This is a genomic window from Bradyrhizobium sp. FW305-F6, assembly GCF_058782905.1.
Genome location: NZ_JBYSYD010000003.1, coordinates 511,231 through 526,734 on the forward strand (window position 1 = coordinate 511,231; position 15,504 = coordinate 526,734).

Sequence of the window (15,504 nt, forward strand, 5' to 3'; positions counted from 1 at the left end):
ACATCAAGATATATCGTAAATCCACCGCTGCCGGGATTTCCGCAGCTGGCACAGCAGCTTTTCCACATGCGTTCCATCGTATGAGAGAGGAGTATCGTCACTGCTCATGGCGTCACATTTCCGTTCGTAAAAATGAGGTAAACGGCCCGCTCGCCGCTCTGCGGCCATTAGAGTGACTCCGGTAGACGTACATGGCTTTCCCGAATGTGCGCGAGTTCGCGGCTCGCCTCGCCCTGGATCCGGGAGTGACGACGGCCGTCGATGCTCGCGGAAACCCGGCAATCATGTCCGAAGGCGGGTTGCGCCGCTTGTGGGAAACCAGCGAACTGTCGGCGAATGAATTCGCCGACGAGGCAGCCTCGTTCTTCGGCCTCGCACGTGCGAGCCTCCAAGAGATGATGGCGGCCCAGCCGCTGGTCCAGCAGTTTTCCCGGCGGTTCCTGCGAGAGATGGCGGTCTTTCCCTACCAGCCCTCCGAAGGCGTACCGATGTTGGCGCTCGCCGATCCCACGGACTGCGCCTCGGTTCAGGCCGCTTGCATCGTGTTCGGCGCAGATCCCGCACTTAAAGTGGCCTCGTTCGAGGACATTGCCACCGTGCTCGACCAGCGCCTCGGCGACGAAGAACCCGCGGGCGTCGGCGCTGTCGCCAACGCGGCGGTGCATGACGACGACATCGACAATCTCCGCGACCTCGCCAGCGGTGCGCCCGTCGTGCGGGCCGTCAATGACATGTTCGAAACGGCGGTCGAACTGCGGGCCAGCGACATCCACATCGAGCCGGGTCGCAACGCGCTTGCGATACGCATGCGCATCGACGGGCTGCTGCGCAGCGTCGCGACGCCGGCCGGCATTCCGCCAGCCGCGGTGATCTCGCGGATCAAGATCCTGGCAGGCCTCAATATCGCAGAACGACGTTTGCCGCAGGACGGGGGAGCGCGGGTGCGCGCGGCCCGTTCAGAGGTCGATATTCGCGTTGCGATCATGCCGACGCAGCACGGCGAGTCCGCGGTCATTCGCCTGCTGCCGCGAGATCGGTCGTTGCTGTCGATCGACAAGCTCGGCTTCCTGCCGAACGATCAGAGCAAGTTGCGGCGAATGCTGGCATTGCCGCACGGCATGATCATCGTCACCGGTCCTACCGGTAGCGGCAAGACGACGACCCTTGCGACCGTGCTCTCGCTGCTCAATGAGCCGACACGGAAGATCCTGACGATCGAGGATCCCGTTGAATATGAAATTCCCGGCGTATCGCAATCCCAGACCAAGTCCGCGATCGGCCTGACATTCGCCACTGCACTCCGTTCATTCGTGCGGCAGGACCCCGATGTCATCATGGTCGGCGAGATCCGCGATGCAGAGACCGCCCATGTGGCAATCCATGCCGCTCTCACCGGCCATCTGGTCCTGACGACGCTGCATACCGAGACAGCCGCCGCGGCGGTGCCGCGGCTGCTGGACCTCGGCGTCGAGGCGTTCCTGCTGCGCTCGACCCTGCGTGCAGTCATAGCGCAGCGGCTGGTTCGGCAGCTCTGCGACCGTTGCAAGAGCAGTCGGCCGCTGACTCATGGCGACCTCGAGGCCGATCCCCGCTATGCGGCGGTCGGCCTGTCGGTGGGCGACGTCATCTTCGAGCCGGGCGGCTGCGAGCGCTGCGGCCAGGTCGGATATCGCGGTCGGATCGGGGTATTCGAGGTGCTGGAAATGAGCGAGGAAGTCCGCGCGCTGATCGAGGAACAGTCCGATTGGGAGTCGATCGACAAGGTCGCCATCCGTAACGGAATGACGACGATGATCGAGGACGGGCTTGCCAAATGCCTGTCCGGCATGACCTCGGCAGCCGAGATCCTGCGCGTGACCACCGTCAGGTGATGGCATGCCGAACTTCCGGTATCGGGCGATGACTCAGAAGGGTGAGGTGGTATCGGGAACGATCGCGGCTGCCAGCCGCGCCGAAGTGGCTCAGCGCATCGAGTATCTCGGTCTGGTGGCGATCGATGCCGATGCCGAGATCCAGACAGAGGGATGGTCGCTGTCGCGCGCGCTCTCGAGGCCGGGGCCGGCGGAGGTCACCATCTTCACCCGCGACCTGGCCTTGTTGCTGAAGGCCGGTGCGCGGCTCAACGATGCACTCGAACTGCTCGCCAACGACATGGATGCGGGCCGGCTTCGCCCCGTGATCAACGGCATCAAGACCGCACTGTTGTCCGGCGAGAGTTTTGCCGAGGCGCTGGCGCGAGAACCGACTTTGTTTCCGCCGATGTACGTTGCTCTGGTCCGTGTCGGCGAGATGTCCGGAGGTCTGGATCACATCCTGGAGACCATCGGTATCGAGCGGTCGCGTGCCGAGGCGTTGCGGCGCAAGGTCACCGGCGCCCTGCAATATCCGGCGTTCGTGCTGCTCGCCGCGGGCGGTGTACTGATCTTCTTCGTCACGTTCGTGCTGCCGCAATTCTCGGCGGTGTTGCGCGACTTCAACGCGAAGACCGACCCGGTGATCGAGGTCTTTCTCGCGTTATCGGATCTTCTGCGCGGTCATGGACTGGAAATCGGCGTGGTGGTCGCGGTGAGCGTGATCGGCGGCGGGATGGCCTGGCGCCGGCCGTCCGTTCGGGCCGGTCTCCTGACGCAGATCGCGAGATTGCCCGTCATTTCGACCATCGTGGAATTTCATCGCGCCGCCTTGTTCTCGCGCAATCTCGGCATTCTGCTCGGCAGCGGCGTGGCGCTGACGGCGACGCTCCGCATCCTCATCGACATCATGACCGTCACTGGCAACGCGCCGGCGTGGTCGGCGATGGCCGATCGCGTGCGACATGGTGGCAGGCTCGCGGACGCGCTGGCGGCTTCCGCCGTCCTGCCGCCGGTCGCCGTCCGGATGTTGCGTCTCGGCGAAGAGACCGGGCAACTGCCTACATTGTCGGGGCGCGTCGCCGACTTCTACGAGGAAAAGCTGCAGCGGCAGCTGGATCGCGTCGTCGCCATCATCGGCCCTGCCGCGATCATCCTGATCAGCGTCGTCGTCGGCGGTCTGATCGTGTCGGTGATGACGGCGCTACTGTCTGTGACTCAAGTGGTTGGTTGATAGGGGAGGTTGTCTGTGATCGGCTTTACGAGAAAGGACCCGAGGCCTCTGCCGACGGGGCCGCGGCGATGGCGTGGCGAAGAAGGATTCACGCTGGTGGAGATGCTCGTCGTCATCACGATCATCGGCATGATCATGGCGTTGGTGGGCCCGCGGGTGCTCAACTATCTCAGCGATTCCCGTGTCAAATCGGCCAAGATCCAGATCCAGAGCTTCACCAGCGCGCTCGACCTGTTCTATCTCGATGCCGGGCGCTTTCCGACCAGTTCGGAAGGCCTCGGCGCGCTCGCGCATCCCGTGAGCGGCATCGCGTCGTGGAACGGGCCTTACTTGAAGGGCGGCAATGTTCCCAACGACCCCTGGGGCAATCCCTATGTCTACAAGCAGCCGGCAGAGCGTGGTGCCTATGAAATCCGATCCTTGGGCGCCGATGGCCAGGAAGGCGGTACCGGTACGGCAGCAGATCTCGTGTCCGGGCAGAGCTAACGGCGGCGAGGCCGGTTTCACGCTGCTCGAAATGGTTTGCGTGCTTGCGATCGTTGCGATGCTCGCGGCAATCGCGTTGCCGCGTTCACCGTCGCAGACATCTCGGCCCCGGCTCCAGGCCTACGCGATCGAGATCGCTGCTCTGCTGAAGGCGGACCGGACTACCGCGCTGGCGCGTTCCGGCACGGTCAATGTCGTGGTCGACGCCCGCGCGCGGACGGTGAGATCTGGCTCCGGTCCCTGGATCGTCGAGGTGCCACAGGACGTGGTATTCGACGCGCTGCTGCCGCAGCGCTGCAATGGCCGTGCCGCGCTCTCGACGATCAGCTTTTTCGCCAGCGGCACGTCGTGCGGCGGTGCGATCCGTCTGACGCGTCTCGCGGGTGCAGTCGAGGTACGGGTAAACTGGCTGACGGGAGGAGTTGAAATTGTCGCCAGCGACCTGCTCTAGATATCGGACAGAGGGCGGCTTCACCCTGATCGAGGCCTTGGTCGCGCTGGCCTTGGTTGCGGTCGGACTGGCTGCGATTGGAACACTCGTCGCGACCAATTCGCGCGGGGCCCTGAAACTCGATCAGCACGCCGCGCTCGCAAGCGCGGCCCGCGTCGTGATTGCGATGCTGCCGCACGCCGGCGCTCCCATGCCGGACGACCTCCGGGGCCGTGTAGCGGGCCATCGGTGGCAAATGCGCGTGACACCCTTCGCGGATCGAATTTCACTGGTCCAGGAGTCGCAGTTCGTCCCGCAGCTCGTGCAATTGCGCATTCAAGGCCCCGGAGGAGCAGTGATGTCGTTCGAAACCGTTCGCCTGCAGAGCCGGAGCACAATGCGATGATACATCGGACGCGGCTGCGCTCGGATGAGGGCTTCACGCTGTTCGAGGCGCTGGTCGCGCTGGCGCTCATGGGCCTGATCATGGGCGCCTTGACCTCTGTGACCTCGCAATGGCTGCCGAGCTGGAACCGAGGAATTATCCGGGCTCAACGCAGTGAAGAGGTCGCCGTCGCGCTGGATCGGTTGGCGGCAGATCTGTCTGCGGCCGAGTACGTGACACGCATGGACAACGCGCCGTTGTTTCGCGGCGGTGAGCAATCAGTCACGTTCGTCCGGTCGGTGCTCGGCCCGAACAGCCGACCCGGGCTGGAGATCGTTCGGATTTCGGAGATCAACGATAAGGGTGCAACGGCATTGGTGCGCATGCGGGCGCCCTTCTTTCTGTTGTCGCCCGGGGATCCGCGCGCGGATCAGATCCAGTTCGCCGATCCGGTCGTGCTGTTGCGGCTGCCTTATCGCGTGAGCTTCGCCTATGCGGACACTGATGGCAACTGGGGCAGCCGTTGGCTCAACTCCGGGGAATTGCCGGCGGCAGTCCGGTTCGACGTCAGGGACGCGCATCGTGGCACTTTCATTTCGGGGGCCGCACGCATTCATGTGGACAGGGCAGCCCCGCGACCGGATCCGTCCGTTCTGCCGGAGACGCCGCGGTCCGGAAACAGGCCAACATGACCATGCCCAGGCTCAGGCGCTCCAGATCCACGGATGTCACGATCGCAGAAGACGGATTCATCGTCGTCTTCACCCTCTGGCTGCTGGCCGGATTGGCCGCGCTCGCGACCGTTGCCTCCGCTTACATCGGGCAATCGGCCCTGGCGCTTTCCACGCTCGATGCGGCGGCGCAATGGGAGATGCTGAGTTCCGCGGGGGTCGAATTGGCCGCTTACCAGCTGTCGGGCCCGGCTACGCTGCGGCGCCCGAGCCATGGCCGGTTTGATTTCCAGCTTGCGAATGCGACCGTGCGCATCGAATACATGTCGGAATCGGCACGCATCAATCTCAACATGGCGCCGGCATCGATGCTCGCAGGCTTGTTCAGGGCGGTCGGCGCATCGGCCGAGGCGGCGGACCTGTACGCCATGCGCGTCGTCGCTTGGCGGACTCCTCCGAAATCGGATGGTCAAGACAACGAACTGGCGAGCTACAGGGCGGCGGGCTTGCCTTACGTACCGCGGCAGGGGCCGTTCAGCAGCGCCGACGAATTGTGGCTGGTGCTCGGCCTTCCGACGCCGCTCGTCGAGCGCACCATGGCGTTTGTCACGGTGTACAGTGGAATGAGCGAGGTCAACGTGCTCGACGCCGCACCGGAAGTCCTCGCTGCGCTGCCCAATATGACCTCTGCCAAGCTGGAGGCCTTTCTTAGTGAGCGCGCCGAGCTGCCGCGCGACAATCCGGAATTCGTCATCGGCGCCCTCGGAGGACGTCAGCCCGGCGCCACCACGTCGGCAAGCAGCGCCTACCGGTTGCGGATGCACATCACGTTGCAGGACGGTCGCCAACGGATGCCGGAAGCCGTCATCCAGATGTCCGAGCCAGGTGATCCAAAAGCGTTCCACGTATTGGCGTGGACGGACGAGGTCGATTCCGAGCGGGCAGGCCGGCCACGGCCGCGGGAGGGAAGATGAGTATTCCCGGTGACATCGCGACTGCGTCGTCTCTTTGGATTGATTGCGTGGCCCGCACGCTGTGTGCGCAGTTTGACCGCGTGCGCCAAACCAGGCGGATTCTTCTCAGCGAGGACAGCTCCGGCAGCTTTTCCCTGAGCGTCGCGCACACGGTAGGCAAGGCCACGGATCTGGCCGATGCGCGCATTCACCTCGGGGATGGTGCGGTCCGCGAAGTGCTCCCGGAGGCATGGTCGGCCGCGATGAAGGGGGCTGTCGTAGATATTCTCCTCCTGCCGTCGCGGTTCGTGTTCCGCCCTCTGGATTTGCCGGGGCGTGCCGTAGAGTTTCTCGAAGGCATTGTCCGCGCCCAAGTCGACCGGCTGACACCTTGGGCTGCGGACGACGCTGTTTTCCGCTGGACGAAGCCGCAGGCGAAATCCGATGATCATGTCGAACTGACGGTCATCGCCACGGCGCGAAAAAGCGTTATGTCGTTGGCCCAGCTATTCATCGAGATGGGTGCTGCGGCGGTCGAGGTCTCGACGATTGCCGCTGGGAACGAACGCGTGATGGTTCTCAGGCACAGCGCCGACGGCGGAAATGGTGCAGTTCGTGTGCGACGCGGCCTCATCGCCGTGCTGGGATCGACGGGCGTGCTCGCGCTGCTATCGGTCGGACTGGGCGGGATTGTGACGGAATCCTATGATGCCGCGCAGCAGCAAATTCAGCGGCGGATCACGCAGATCCGCGTCACGGCCCGCGGCAATCAGGCTTCCGGCAATAGTGCGCTCGAATTGCTGGCTCGTCGCAAGCAGACCATGCCATCGGCGGTGATGGTGCTGGAGGAACTATCGGCTCTTCTGCCCGACCATACCCACGCGACAGAGCTGCGGCTCGAAGGCACAAAGCTGCAGATCAGCGGAATGACCGCCGATGCCGCCTCGCTGATCCAACTGCTGGAGCAGTCGCCGCGCGTGGCCGGTGCCGGGTTCTTTGCGCCGACCACGCGCGCAGCCGGCGAACCGGGCGAACGGTTTCATATCGAGGCCAAGCTCAAGCCGCCGGCCGGGTCGGGCACATGATGAATATGCCAAAACTCGAGACGTATCTCGCCCGCTACCCGGTTGCCGCGGTGGCAGCCTATCTAGCGCTGGTCGTGCTGTTCGTGTCCACCACGGTGCAGACAACGATCGAAATCCTGGGCAGCCGTGACGCTGTGGTGTCGAGCGCTGAGATCCTGCAGACGCTCGAATCGCGTCATCCGCTGCCTCGCGCCATGGCGCGTAGCGACGCCGGCGTCCCCATGGGATCGCCGTTTCTCGAAGGGCCGACAGCTTCGGTCGCGAGTGCCATGCTGCTGCAACGCGTGCTTGCGGCAACCAAGCGCGTCAGCGGCAACACGCTGTCATCGCAGGTCGACATTCAGGGGCCCTTGGCCAAATCCGGATTTGTCTCTGCAACATTCAACATCGAGTTGCCATCCGGCGCGCTGCAGCCGCTTCTCTATGATCTGGAGGCCGGCATGCCGTTCCTGTTCATTGACGAGCTGGTTATCCAGCCGGTCTCGAACGGCACCGACAAGATGCGGCTTGTGCTCGGCATTTCGGCGCAACGGCAGGGCACCAAGTGACGGGTGGCCGGACAGGCCGTCTGGGACAATCACGCTGAGATCGGAGAAGAGCGTTCGTCATGCCAGCCGGATTCAATGCCGATCATGTCGCGAGTACGATCGATTCCGCAGGAAGCATGGCTGAGGTGAGCGGTCCGCCGGTCGCAAGACCGGATAATGACTTCCTCGCGTGGTTGCGCGGATTGCCGCACAGATGGTCGCGCGTCACGACGAGCACCACCTACGTCCCGCAAATCGACGGGCTGCGGTTTCTCGCGATCATGGCGGTGCTGGTCTATCACGCCGCATCGCGCGGCGAACGGCTGTACCGGACTCCATCAAGCCTCGAGACCGCGATCGTGCAGTATCTTCCGCACGGCTCCCTCGGGGTTTCACTGTTCTTCTTCATCAGCGGATACATCATCGCATATCCGTTTCTGTCGGGTCGGCCGCCAGCCCTGAAGCATTTTTTCCTGCGGCGGCTGACGCGGCTCGAACCTCCCTACATTCTGGCAATGCTGGGGTGTTTTGCGGTGCTCGCGGTCGGGCCGGCGCCGATGGATGCGCCGAACTTCTACTTCACGCAAGCTCCCCTTTGGCAAAGCCTGCTGGCCTCTCTCACATATTCGCATTCGCTGGTGTTCGGCGAACATCCGCGGCTCAACCCACCGACATGGTCGCTGGAACGAGAGGTTCAGTTCTACGTCCTTGCTCCGTTCGTCCTCTACCTCTACGGCAGGATTCGTGGTCGCGGGCCTCGTATCGCCGTGGGGGTGGTCGTCGTGGCCATTCTCCTGGTGCTCGGCGAAGTCGTCACGGACCGTTTCGAGCGGACAGGTTTCATCAGAAATACATTGGTCTCCGAGTCCTACGGTTTCATGCTGGGTATCGTCGCCTGCGACTACAGCATTTGGAAGAACGTCTTCGCCTTGCCACGGAGAGCCGTTTTTGATGTCGGCTTCGTGGTTGGACTGATCGGTATCCTGTTCACGGGAGCGGTCCAGTTCAATCTCGATCTGCAACCGCCTTTGGCGCTTCTGATTTTCAACGATGTCTTTCGGGCCGGCTGTATCCTGCTCTTGTTCATGGCCGCGGCCCGGGGAACCTGGTCGAAGGCGTTCCTGGGCTTTCCCTGGATCGCGCTGATCGGAGGAGCGTGCTACTCGATATACTTGGTACATCTGCCGGTGATTCACTTCTCGGCACATCTGATGGGCAGGTTCGTCGAATTCCATTCCATTGCGCAGGCCTGGCTGGTCTCCTGGGCCCTCATCATCCCCATCGCGATCGGCGCCGGGATGGTCTTCTACCTGCTGGTCGAGCGCCCGTGCATGAACCCGGCGTGGCCAACGGCGCTTTGGCACGCCGTTCGAGGAGGGTTCGTAAGGCTGCGGCGATCTGCGACCGAGGCGTGAAGTCGGCCGGCGGCATGATTGATTTGCGCATGCGCAAGTCGCTGGAGTTACGTGAACCGTTCCACAGCCGCCTAACGTCGTCGCGGCGAGACGCCGCTCTTGGCCGCAATCTGCGCGCGGCCCAGCATGGCTTCGTCCCTCGGCCTGAACAGCAGGAGCATGAAGGCGACGGTGAAGCTGTCGCCGAGGCTGAAAATCTGCGGTTGAAACAGCGCTCCAAAATACATTGCGCACATGCCGGCAAAACGAGCGCAGTCGAACCGATGCTGCTGGCGGCTTTTTCCGGAGGCAGAGCAGGCCTTGATACCGGCGACCGCGATGCACCAGGCCAGCAGCGAGACGAGCGCAAATCCGCCGGGGACGCCGAACTCCACGATGAGCTTGAGATAGCCGCTGTGGCCGCCGTCATCGCCGATGGCGCGCTTGAACCCGATCCCGAATGGGTTTTCGGTGATCGCGTCCATCGCGTTCTGCCAGCGGTCGTCGCGTCCCGTAAAGCCGGAGCCTGTGCCGCGGTCGGGGTCGTCGAGCGCGACGATCGAGGAGATCTGAGGCCAGAAGATGATTGCCGCCGCGAGCGCAAGGACGGCAATTGGGATTTTGGCCTTCCCGAACGGATCGAATGTCATCTCATGCACGACCAGCGCGATCAGGCAGCCCATCAGGGCGTATCGCGAGCTGACCGTTGCGATCAGTCCAAAGCAGATGATGCGTACGGCCTGTCCGGTCAGGCCGGGACGGAACTGCGAGAACACGAATGCGGCAAGAAGCGGTGCGGAATAGAGGTTCGGGTGAAGAAGTCCGCCGATGGTTCGGCCTTCGGGCCATCCATAGATCGCAATGGCGGAGATGCCGAAGACGCACAGCACGATCGAGGTAACGCTCATGCAGCGCTCGAAGTCGGCCATTGGCATCGTCCAAAGCACCGAGAGCGTAAGCGCCATGAAGGGGAGCAGGGAGGTGTAGAAAATTCCGCTCATAACGTCCGATTCGTCGCCGTGCAATTGAAGGACAGGAGACGTGAAGACGATGAGAAGAATGATCAGCTGGGGCTGGTCGATCCGCGCGGCGATCGTAGCCAGATTGCCGGCGTAGGCGAGGCCCACCGTTCCCATGTAGAGGCAGAGGCCGATGGCTTGGCAGATCGCATAAACGCGGGCGCTGTCTCCGATCATGGGAAAGCTGAGCAGCGACAGCCAGGCGCAGATGGCAGCCGATGCGGCGAATATGGAGATGCGATCGTGGTTCACGCCGGCAAGTCCGATGCTGCGGAGCCGGCCGGGACGGCCGCGATGACGGCAGGATCAAATTGGGCCATCGACCGGGGTATGTGGATATGATCTGGCGCCAGACCGGCGCGCTGCCGCGCCGTCATGGCGATAAAGCCGGCTTCGATACGGCGGCAGAATTGCTCGGCATCATAAAGTGGTGACCGCAGCCGGTTGCAGGCAAGTTTCGTGCGCAGCGCAATCAGTCGAGCGGGATCTTGGGCAATGTCGATCGCCAGTTGCTCGTAGGCGGCGGGTGTCGCCGCCACCAGTTCCGGAAGCCCGATCGCGTTCAGCAGACTCGCTCCGACGCGACCGGCAAACGTTTGCCCGAGGCAGGTCAGGACCGGAAGGCAGGTCCACAGCGCATCGCTTGCCGTGGTGTGGGCGCCGTAGGGAAGCGTGTCGAGGAAAAGGTCCGCACAGCGATGTCGTGCCAGATGGTCCGCGGGCGGCAGCCTCCGGGCGAAGACCAGGCGATCCGGTGCGGTGCCGCGGGCCGCGGCCTCACGACGCAGATTGTCAGCGGCCACCGGATTGTCCTCGAACAACCATAAGACGCTGCCGTCGACCGCGTTCAGGATCCGCATCCAGGAGGCGAAGACATCGGGCGTTATCTTGTAATTGTCGTTGAAGCAGCAGAACACGAACGCGTCGGCGGGAAGCCCGTGCGCGGCACGATCGGCCGGCACATCGGCGATGGCGCGGCTGCGATCGTTCGCCTGATAGCTGTCGGGGAGCCAGACGATCTTCTCGGCATAGGCCACGGCATCCTGTTCGGGAATGACGTCCCGGTCGGCGATGACATAGTCGATGAAGTCGGCGCCGATGGTCCCCGGAAAGCCGAGATAGCTGACCTGGATCGGCGCGGGACGCCGCGCCAGGACGCCGGTGCGGGCGTCCTGGGTAAAGCCCTTCAGGTCGATCAGGATGTCGATCTCCAACCGCGCGATGAGCTCGGCGATTTCGGTATCGCCGAGTGGCCTCGCGTCGATGAAACGGTCAAAAGCAGCCACGATCCGTTCGCGCATGTCCGAGCTATCGTCCGGCCCGATCGAGAGGGCGGTGATCTCGAAGCGCGTCCTGTCATGATGTTCGAACACGCCAGCCATCAGGTGCGAGGTCGCGTGCTGGTGGAAATCGGCGGACAGATAGCCGAGGCGGATCCGGGCATGGTCAGGCCGGCGCGGGACCTGCGCGGCCTGGCTGCGGTAGTTACGACTGATCCAATTCCGCGCACACTGCAGCTGTTCGACCGGTGTCGAAGGCACTGCGACGAACATGAAGGGCGCGACGATCCCGCCACCACGGACGGCGGCCCGGAGTGCGGCACATGCCGCGTCAAAGCCGTCCCAGTCGCAGAGATGCATCTTCACCCGATGACATGCGGCGACCACGTCGGGCTGATCCGGTTTGAGCGCGAGCGCGCGCTTCCAGGCGCTCAGCGCCGTGTCATATTGTTTCAGGAGGTAGGCGACCTGGCCCTTTGCGAGCCATGCGGCCGCAAAGTTCGGATGGAGATCGGTCGCACGGTCCAGCGCGGCCAAAGCATCGTCATGGTAGCCCAGCGCGAGCGCCGTCGTGCCACGGCCAAGCCAGGCTTCGGCGAAACCGGGATCGGTGCCGATCGCACGATCGAATGCTGCCGCCGCATCCCGCTGGCGTCCGGCGCGAAGCAGGACGTTGCCCTTGCCGCACCAGGCCGCGGCAAGCCCGGGCCGGGTCTCCAGCGCGTGCTGATAGGCCGCGTCGGCCTCGTTGGGCCGCTCGAGATCGAGCAGCGCGTTGCCGCGGCCCACCCAGGCCTCGGCAAGATCGGGGCGCAGCTTCAAAGCATGGTCTGCCGCCGCGAGCGCTTCCTCGCGCCGTCCGAGCTGGATCAAGGCAAAGCAGCGGCCGAGCGCCGCTTCGGCCAATGCGGGCTGCAGCGCAAGCGCGCGGTCATAGGCGGCGAGCGCCTCACCATGCCGCTGGTCTGTATAGTGAATTGTTCCGACGTCGAGATGTGCCTGCGCGAAATTCGGTTGCAGCTCGATTGCGTGGCCATAAGCCGCGAGCGCCTCCTCGTGCCGTCGGCTCTTGGCGAGAGCCGAGCCGAGCATGACGTGCGCAGGAAAATGACGGGGATGATGTTTGATGAGCCGCGCCAGCAGATCGATCGCTTCTTTGAACTGGCCAAGTACGAGATGGCCGGCCGCGCCGGCATGCAGCAGCGCGAGACTGGCCGGAGCGATAGGCAACGCCTGCCGGCATAGCTGAACGAGCTCATCATGTTCGCCGGCACGATGCAGTACGGACGCATAGTTCTCGACGAAGTCCACGTTGGCCAGCGCCGCCCCGAGGGACTGCTTCATCAGGAGCTTGGCACGGATGAGATTTCCGGACGCCGCCTCCGCCACGCCAAGGAAATGCAGGGCATGCAGATTGCGAGGGTTCTTCCTGATGATGCGCTCGTAGAACTTCGCGGCACCTGCGATATCCCCCTTGTTATGCAGGGAGGTCGCTTGGTCCAGGAGTTGTGCCTCGTTACGCATCTGGAAAACAGCGTCCGTGTGATGTCGGCCGCCAAGCCGGACCCCGTTCCTTATTTCGCCAATTGAACAGGACTGTGACAACAGCCCGTACCCGCGTCCGTTCGCACCGCAGAGTGACACGGTACGCGATGACGAGCCAATCTCGGCGCGCTTTGAGTGCTTCAGGAAGACTACACGTCGAACCCGGTCAGGCGACGGAGCTCCGCCCGCAGCTCCGATCGATCATTGATGTGGCTTACGGCCGCTTCAAGTTCAGCCACCTTGGCCCCGACCAGGAAGCGGTACCAGAGACCCTGCAGGCCGTGATAAACGAGGCCCTGCTTGCCGTCCAGAAACCCGAGCTGGAAGATCAGGCGATAAAGGAAGTAGGAGGGCGCGCTGATCTGATACGGAATCCGGTTGTAGAGCCGCTCCTTGATCCAGCGCTTGAGCGCAGCTTGAAGCGATCCCTGTTTGTCGTTGGCCGGACCGGCTTCCGCGGAAAGACCGGTGCGGCTGCTGATCACATCAATCGCCTCGCGCGTCGCGTATTTGTTGTGCTTGTCGGTGAAGTAGGTGAGGTCGTTGAGATTATGATCGGCAAAGCCGCCCTCGAACGTGATGGTGCGGCCGCCCCAGACGATCACGTGCTCGTCCATCCAGCGGTCCTCCACCCGGCCATGACCTCGCCGCCAGATACGGAGGAGCACCAGCGGATAACGGCCGCCATGGCGGATCCAGCGACCGAGGAAAATGTGCTTGCGCTTCAGGTTGACGCCCACCACGCCCTCGCCGAGCCGGGGCAACTCGTCGCGAATACGCGCAGCGAGATCCGGCTCGATCACTTCGTCGGCGTCGAGCCGCATGATCCATGTGGAGGAGATGGGGGCGTTGTCGAGTGCCCATTGATATTGCCTGGCATAGTTGACGAACCTGTTTTGCAGCACGACCGCGCCGTTGGCGCGGGCCAGCTCGACCGTTCGATCCGTCGAGAAGCTGTCGACGACGAAGATTTCGCTCGCGAAGCCGCCAACGGACGCCAGCGCCCGCGTGATGTGACGTTCCTCGTTGTAGGTCAGGATCACGACGGCAAGGCTCGGCATCTTACTGTCCTTGGTCATGCTCGTACTGCTTTTGGTTGTCATCCGGGGATGGTCGCCTGATCTAGTGTCCCAACTGAACAGGATTGTGACAGGGGTGTTCAGCAGGCGGGACGTCAAACGTTGTGTTATAGGCTTGTAATAGTATCACGTCATATCGTGACGAGCTCGCTCGGCTATCGCCAAGCGCTGTACCGGCTCCTCGGTCGCTTCGGGAAAGTCATGCTTGAAACGCGTGTCGCAGGCCCCTCTGGCGAACCGGACCGGGCGATCGCAAGAGCCAGCCGCCGGCTGGCGGAGCGAGTGCGTCTTGACCAGGGCCGATGGCTCCAGATCGTCAATATCGGTCTGATGGTTGCAGGGCTCGCATTGGGGCAGGGGGTCATCTTCGCCGTCCAGACCGGCCTGTTGGCCGCGGGCGAATACGCGCTGCTCTCGTCCTTCGCCACCCATTATTCCTTCGCGATGCTGGGCATCATCCTTGTTGAGGCGGGCGCTACTATCACCTTGGCCCGCGCTGTTGTGCATCTGTCGCCGGGAGGGCTGCCGAACCCAAGGATGTGGCAGGCCTTTGCTGATACCAGCACGATCAGGATGTTGATGGCCTTGACCGTCAGCTCGGCTGCTGTGCTCTATGCCGCGGAAATCTCTGACGACCCGCTGGGACGTTGGTACGCGTTCCTCGCGCTGCCCGGCCTGCTGCTGTGGTCCGTCAATGGTGTCGGTCTGCTCGATGGCCTGAGATTGAGCGGGATCAGCGGGTTGACGGGCTCGATCGCTTATGTCGTGAACGCGCTCGGACTGCTCATGGCCTCGCATCGCTCTCTGGAGGCCGCCGGCGCGATCATGGGCGCTGCATTCTCGCTGGGGTATCTCTTGACGCTCTTCGCGCAATGGGCAGCCTTGGCCTGGAAGGGTTGGTATCCCAGATTTCACAGGCCTTCACGGGCAGGGCTGTCGAGGGCGTTCAGGGACGGGCTGACGCTGTCGTTCCAGATCGTGCCGGGTCAAATCGGCATGCGCGTCCAACTGGTGTTGAGCGCGACCTGGCTCGGTGCAGAGACCACGGCCGTCTTCGTCTATGCCAAGCAGATCGTTGGCGCCGCCACGCAGGTGCTGCAATTCGTCCTTCGGGTTGAATTTCCAGGTCTGGTCGAGCGGCTGGCGTGCGCGGAACGGCAGGGCTTCGTCGGCATGATGGCTGCTCAGAAGATGACGCTCGCCTGCGCCTTGCTCTTCTCCATTGGTACGACGCTGCTTTCCGGGCTGGTTGCCGCCTGGTCGGACGGTGCTCTGCATCGGGTTGCCATCGTCATGGTCGGCTTTGCGCCGACCATCCTCACATTGGGGCTGCTGCAGATGAGCTCGCAGGGTCTTGCCGCTTTGGGAGCTTATGCCGCGTCGGCCTGGGCGATGGGCATCGGTGTCGCGGTAGGCGTTGTTGCGAGCTGCGCGCTGCTGCCGCTGCTCCACGTCTTCGCATTTGCCGCCGCTGAAGTGATCTTGAATCTGGTCACGCTTGGTATCGGGTATCGCTATCTGGAGCGCGCCCGCCCGGCTCGGCCGCAGGCTACCGAGCGCGCCTGA

At 63.4% G+C, this 15,504-nt stretch carries 14 protein-coding genes; 11 read left to right on the forward strand and 3 right to left on the reverse strand.

Annotation, left to right across the window (positions count from 1 at the left end; translation table 11 throughout):
* The first annotated feature begins 191 nt into the window (after nucleotides 1–191).
* The 10 genes from AC3WLX_RS22885 to AC3WLX_RS22930 are packed head-to-tail and all read left to right on the forward strand — an operon-like array spanning nucleotide 192 to nucleotide 9,036.
* A complete protein-coding gene (locus AC3WLX_RS22885) occupies nucleotides 192–1,871 on the forward strand; it encodes a GspE/PulE family protein (protein WP_492337678.1) in 1,680 nt (559 codons plus the stop codon).
* Nucleotides 1,872–1,875: 4 nt separating this feature from the next.
* Complete coding sequence (locus AC3WLX_RS22890) at nucleotides 1,876–3,084, forward strand: type II secretion system F family protein (RefSeq protein WP_492337679.1); 1,209 nt, start codon at nucleotides 1,876–1,878, stop codon at nucleotides 3,082–3,084.
* A gap of 48 nt (nucleotides 3,085–3,132) precedes the next feature.
* The gene (gspG, locus tag AC3WLX_RS22895) at nucleotides 3,133–3,570 is read left to right on the forward strand and encodes a type II secretion system major pseudopilin GspG (RefSeq protein ID WP_492337907.1); all 438 of its coding nucleotides are present in this window, start codon (nucleotides 3,133–3,135) and stop codon (nucleotides 3,568–3,570) included.
* The gene (locus AC3WLX_RS22900; protein WP_492337680.1) at nucleotides 3,515–4,021 is read left to right on the forward strand and encodes a prepilin-type N-terminal cleavage/methylation domain-containing protein; all 507 of its coding nucleotides are present in this window, start codon (nucleotides 3,515–3,517) and stop codon (nucleotides 4,019–4,021) included. The genes gspG and AC3WLX_RS22900 overlap by 56 nt, the downstream gene beginning before the upstream one ends.
* Complete coding sequence (locus tag AC3WLX_RS22905; protein ID WP_492337681.1) at nucleotides 3,999–4,406, forward strand: prepilin-type N-terminal cleavage/methylation domain-containing protein; 408 nt, start codon at nucleotides 3,999–4,001, stop codon at nucleotides 4,404–4,406. The genes AC3WLX_RS22900 and AC3WLX_RS22905 overlap by 23 nt, the downstream gene beginning before the upstream one ends.
* Nucleotides 4,403–5,077 (forward strand): PulJ/GspJ family protein, encoded by a 675-nt coding sequence (locus AC3WLX_RS22910; RefSeq protein WP_492337682.1) that lies wholly within the window; start codon nucleotides 4,403–4,405, stop codon nucleotides 5,075–5,077. Before AC3WLX_RS22905 ends, AC3WLX_RS22910 begins: the two co-directional genes overlap by 4 nt.
* Nucleotides 5,074–6,030: a type II secretion system minor pseudopilin gene (locus AC3WLX_RS22915; RefSeq protein WP_492337683.1), complete on the forward strand. Its 957-nt coding sequence runs from the start codon at nucleotides 5,074–5,076 to the stop codon at nucleotides 6,028–6,030. Before AC3WLX_RS22910 ends, AC3WLX_RS22915 begins: the two co-directional genes overlap by 4 nt.
* Nucleotides 6,027–7,094 carry a PilN domain-containing protein gene (locus AC3WLX_RS22920; RefSeq protein ID WP_492337684.1) on the forward strand — a complete coding sequence of 356 codons (1,068 nt, stop codon included), beginning with the start codon at nucleotides 6,027–6,029 and terminating at the stop codon, nucleotides 7,092–7,094. Before AC3WLX_RS22915 ends, AC3WLX_RS22920 begins: the two co-directional genes overlap by 4 nt.
* Nucleotides 7,091–7,642, forward strand: coding sequence for a type II secretion system protein GspM (gene gspM, locus AC3WLX_RS22925; protein ID WP_492337685.1), 552 nt, complete (start codon nucleotides 7,091–7,093; stop codon nucleotides 7,640–7,642). The genes AC3WLX_RS22920 and gspM overlap by 4 nt, the downstream gene beginning before the upstream one ends.
* 59 nt (nucleotides 7,643–7,701) lie before the next feature.
* The gene (locus AC3WLX_RS22930; protein WP_492337686.1) at nucleotides 7,702–9,036 is read left to right on the forward strand and encodes an acyltransferase family protein; all 1,335 of its coding nucleotides are present in this window, start codon (nucleotides 7,702–7,704) and stop codon (nucleotides 9,034–9,036) included.
* Nucleotides 9,037–9,107: 71 nt separating this feature from the next.
* Here the strand turns inward: AC3WLX_RS22930 and AC3WLX_RS22935 are convergent, their stop codons facing one another.
* The 3 genes from AC3WLX_RS22935 to AC3WLX_RS22945 all read right to left on the reverse strand — a co-directional run bounded on the left by AC3WLX_RS22935 (nucleotide 9,108) and on the right by AC3WLX_RS22945 (nucleotide 13,938).
* Nucleotides 9,108–10,286, reverse strand: a complete 1,179-nt coding sequence (locus AC3WLX_RS22935) for an O-antigen ligase family protein (protein ID WP_492337687.1) — start codon at nucleotides 10,284–10,286, stop codon at nucleotides 9,108–9,110.
* Nucleotides 10,283–12,838, reverse strand: coding sequence for a tetratricopeptide repeat protein (locus tag AC3WLX_RS22940; protein ID WP_492337688.1), 2,556 nt, complete (start codon nucleotides 12,836–12,838; stop codon nucleotides 10,283–10,285). Before AC3WLX_RS22940 ends, AC3WLX_RS22935 begins: the two co-directional genes overlap by 4 nt.
* A gap of 170 nt (nucleotides 12,839–13,008) precedes the next feature.
* Nucleotides 13,009–13,938: a glycosyltransferase family 2 protein gene (locus tag AC3WLX_RS22945; protein WP_492337689.1), complete on the reverse strand. Its 930-nt coding sequence runs from the start codon at nucleotides 13,936–13,938 to the stop codon at nucleotides 13,009–13,011.
* Between the two features lie 138 nt (nucleotides 13,939–14,076).
* Here AC3WLX_RS22945 and AC3WLX_RS22950 point away from each other — a divergent pair, with 138 nt between their 5' ends.
* Entirely contained in the window at nucleotides 14,077–15,504 is a 1,428-nt protein-coding gene (locus AC3WLX_RS22950; protein ID WP_492337690.1) for a hypothetical protein, read from the forward strand.

What these genes read in the sequence shown, in the direction of transcription:
- AC3WLX_RS22885 (WP_492337678.1), top strand. Translation starts at nt 192, where the DNA reads ATGGCTTTCCCGAATGTGCGCGAGTTCGCGGCTCGCCTCGCCCTGGAT.
- AC3WLX_RS22940 (WP_492337688.1), bottom strand. Translation starts at nt 12,838, where the DNA reads ATGCGTAACGAGGCACAACTCCTGGACCAAGCGACCTCCCTGCATAAC.
- AC3WLX_RS22915 (WP_492337683.1), top strand. Translation starts at nt 5,074, where the DNA reads ATGACCATGCCCAGGCTCAGGCGCTCCAGATCCACGGATGTCACGATC.
- AC3WLX_RS22890 (WP_492337679.1), top strand. Translation starts at nt 1,876, where the DNA reads ATGCCGAACTTCCGGTATCGGGCGATGACTCAGAAGGGTGAGGTGGTA.
- AC3WLX_RS22920 (WP_492337684.1), top strand. Translation starts at nt 6,027, where the DNA reads ATGAGTATTCCCGGTGACATCGCGACTGCGTCGTCTCTTTGGATTGAT.
- AC3WLX_RS22945 (WP_492337689.1), bottom strand. Translation starts at nt 13,938, where the DNA reads ATGACCAAGGACAGTAAGATGCCGAGCCTTGCCGTCGTGATCCTGACC.
- gspM (WP_492337685.1), top strand. Translation starts at nt 7,091, where the DNA reads ATGATGAATATGCCAAAACTCGAGACGTATCTCGCCCGCTACCCGGTT.
- AC3WLX_RS22910 (WP_492337682.1), top strand. Translation starts at nt 4,403, where the DNA reads ATGATACATCGGACGCGGCTGCGCTCGGATGAGGGCTTCACGCTGTTC.
- AC3WLX_RS22930 (WP_492337686.1), top strand. Translation starts at nt 7,702, where the DNA reads ATGCCAGCCGGATTCAATGCCGATCATGTCGCGAGTACGATCGATTCC.
- AC3WLX_RS22900 (WP_492337680.1), top strand. Translation starts at nt 3,515, where the DNA reads ATGGCCAGGAAGGCGGTACCGGTACGGCAGCAGATCTCGTGTCCGGGC.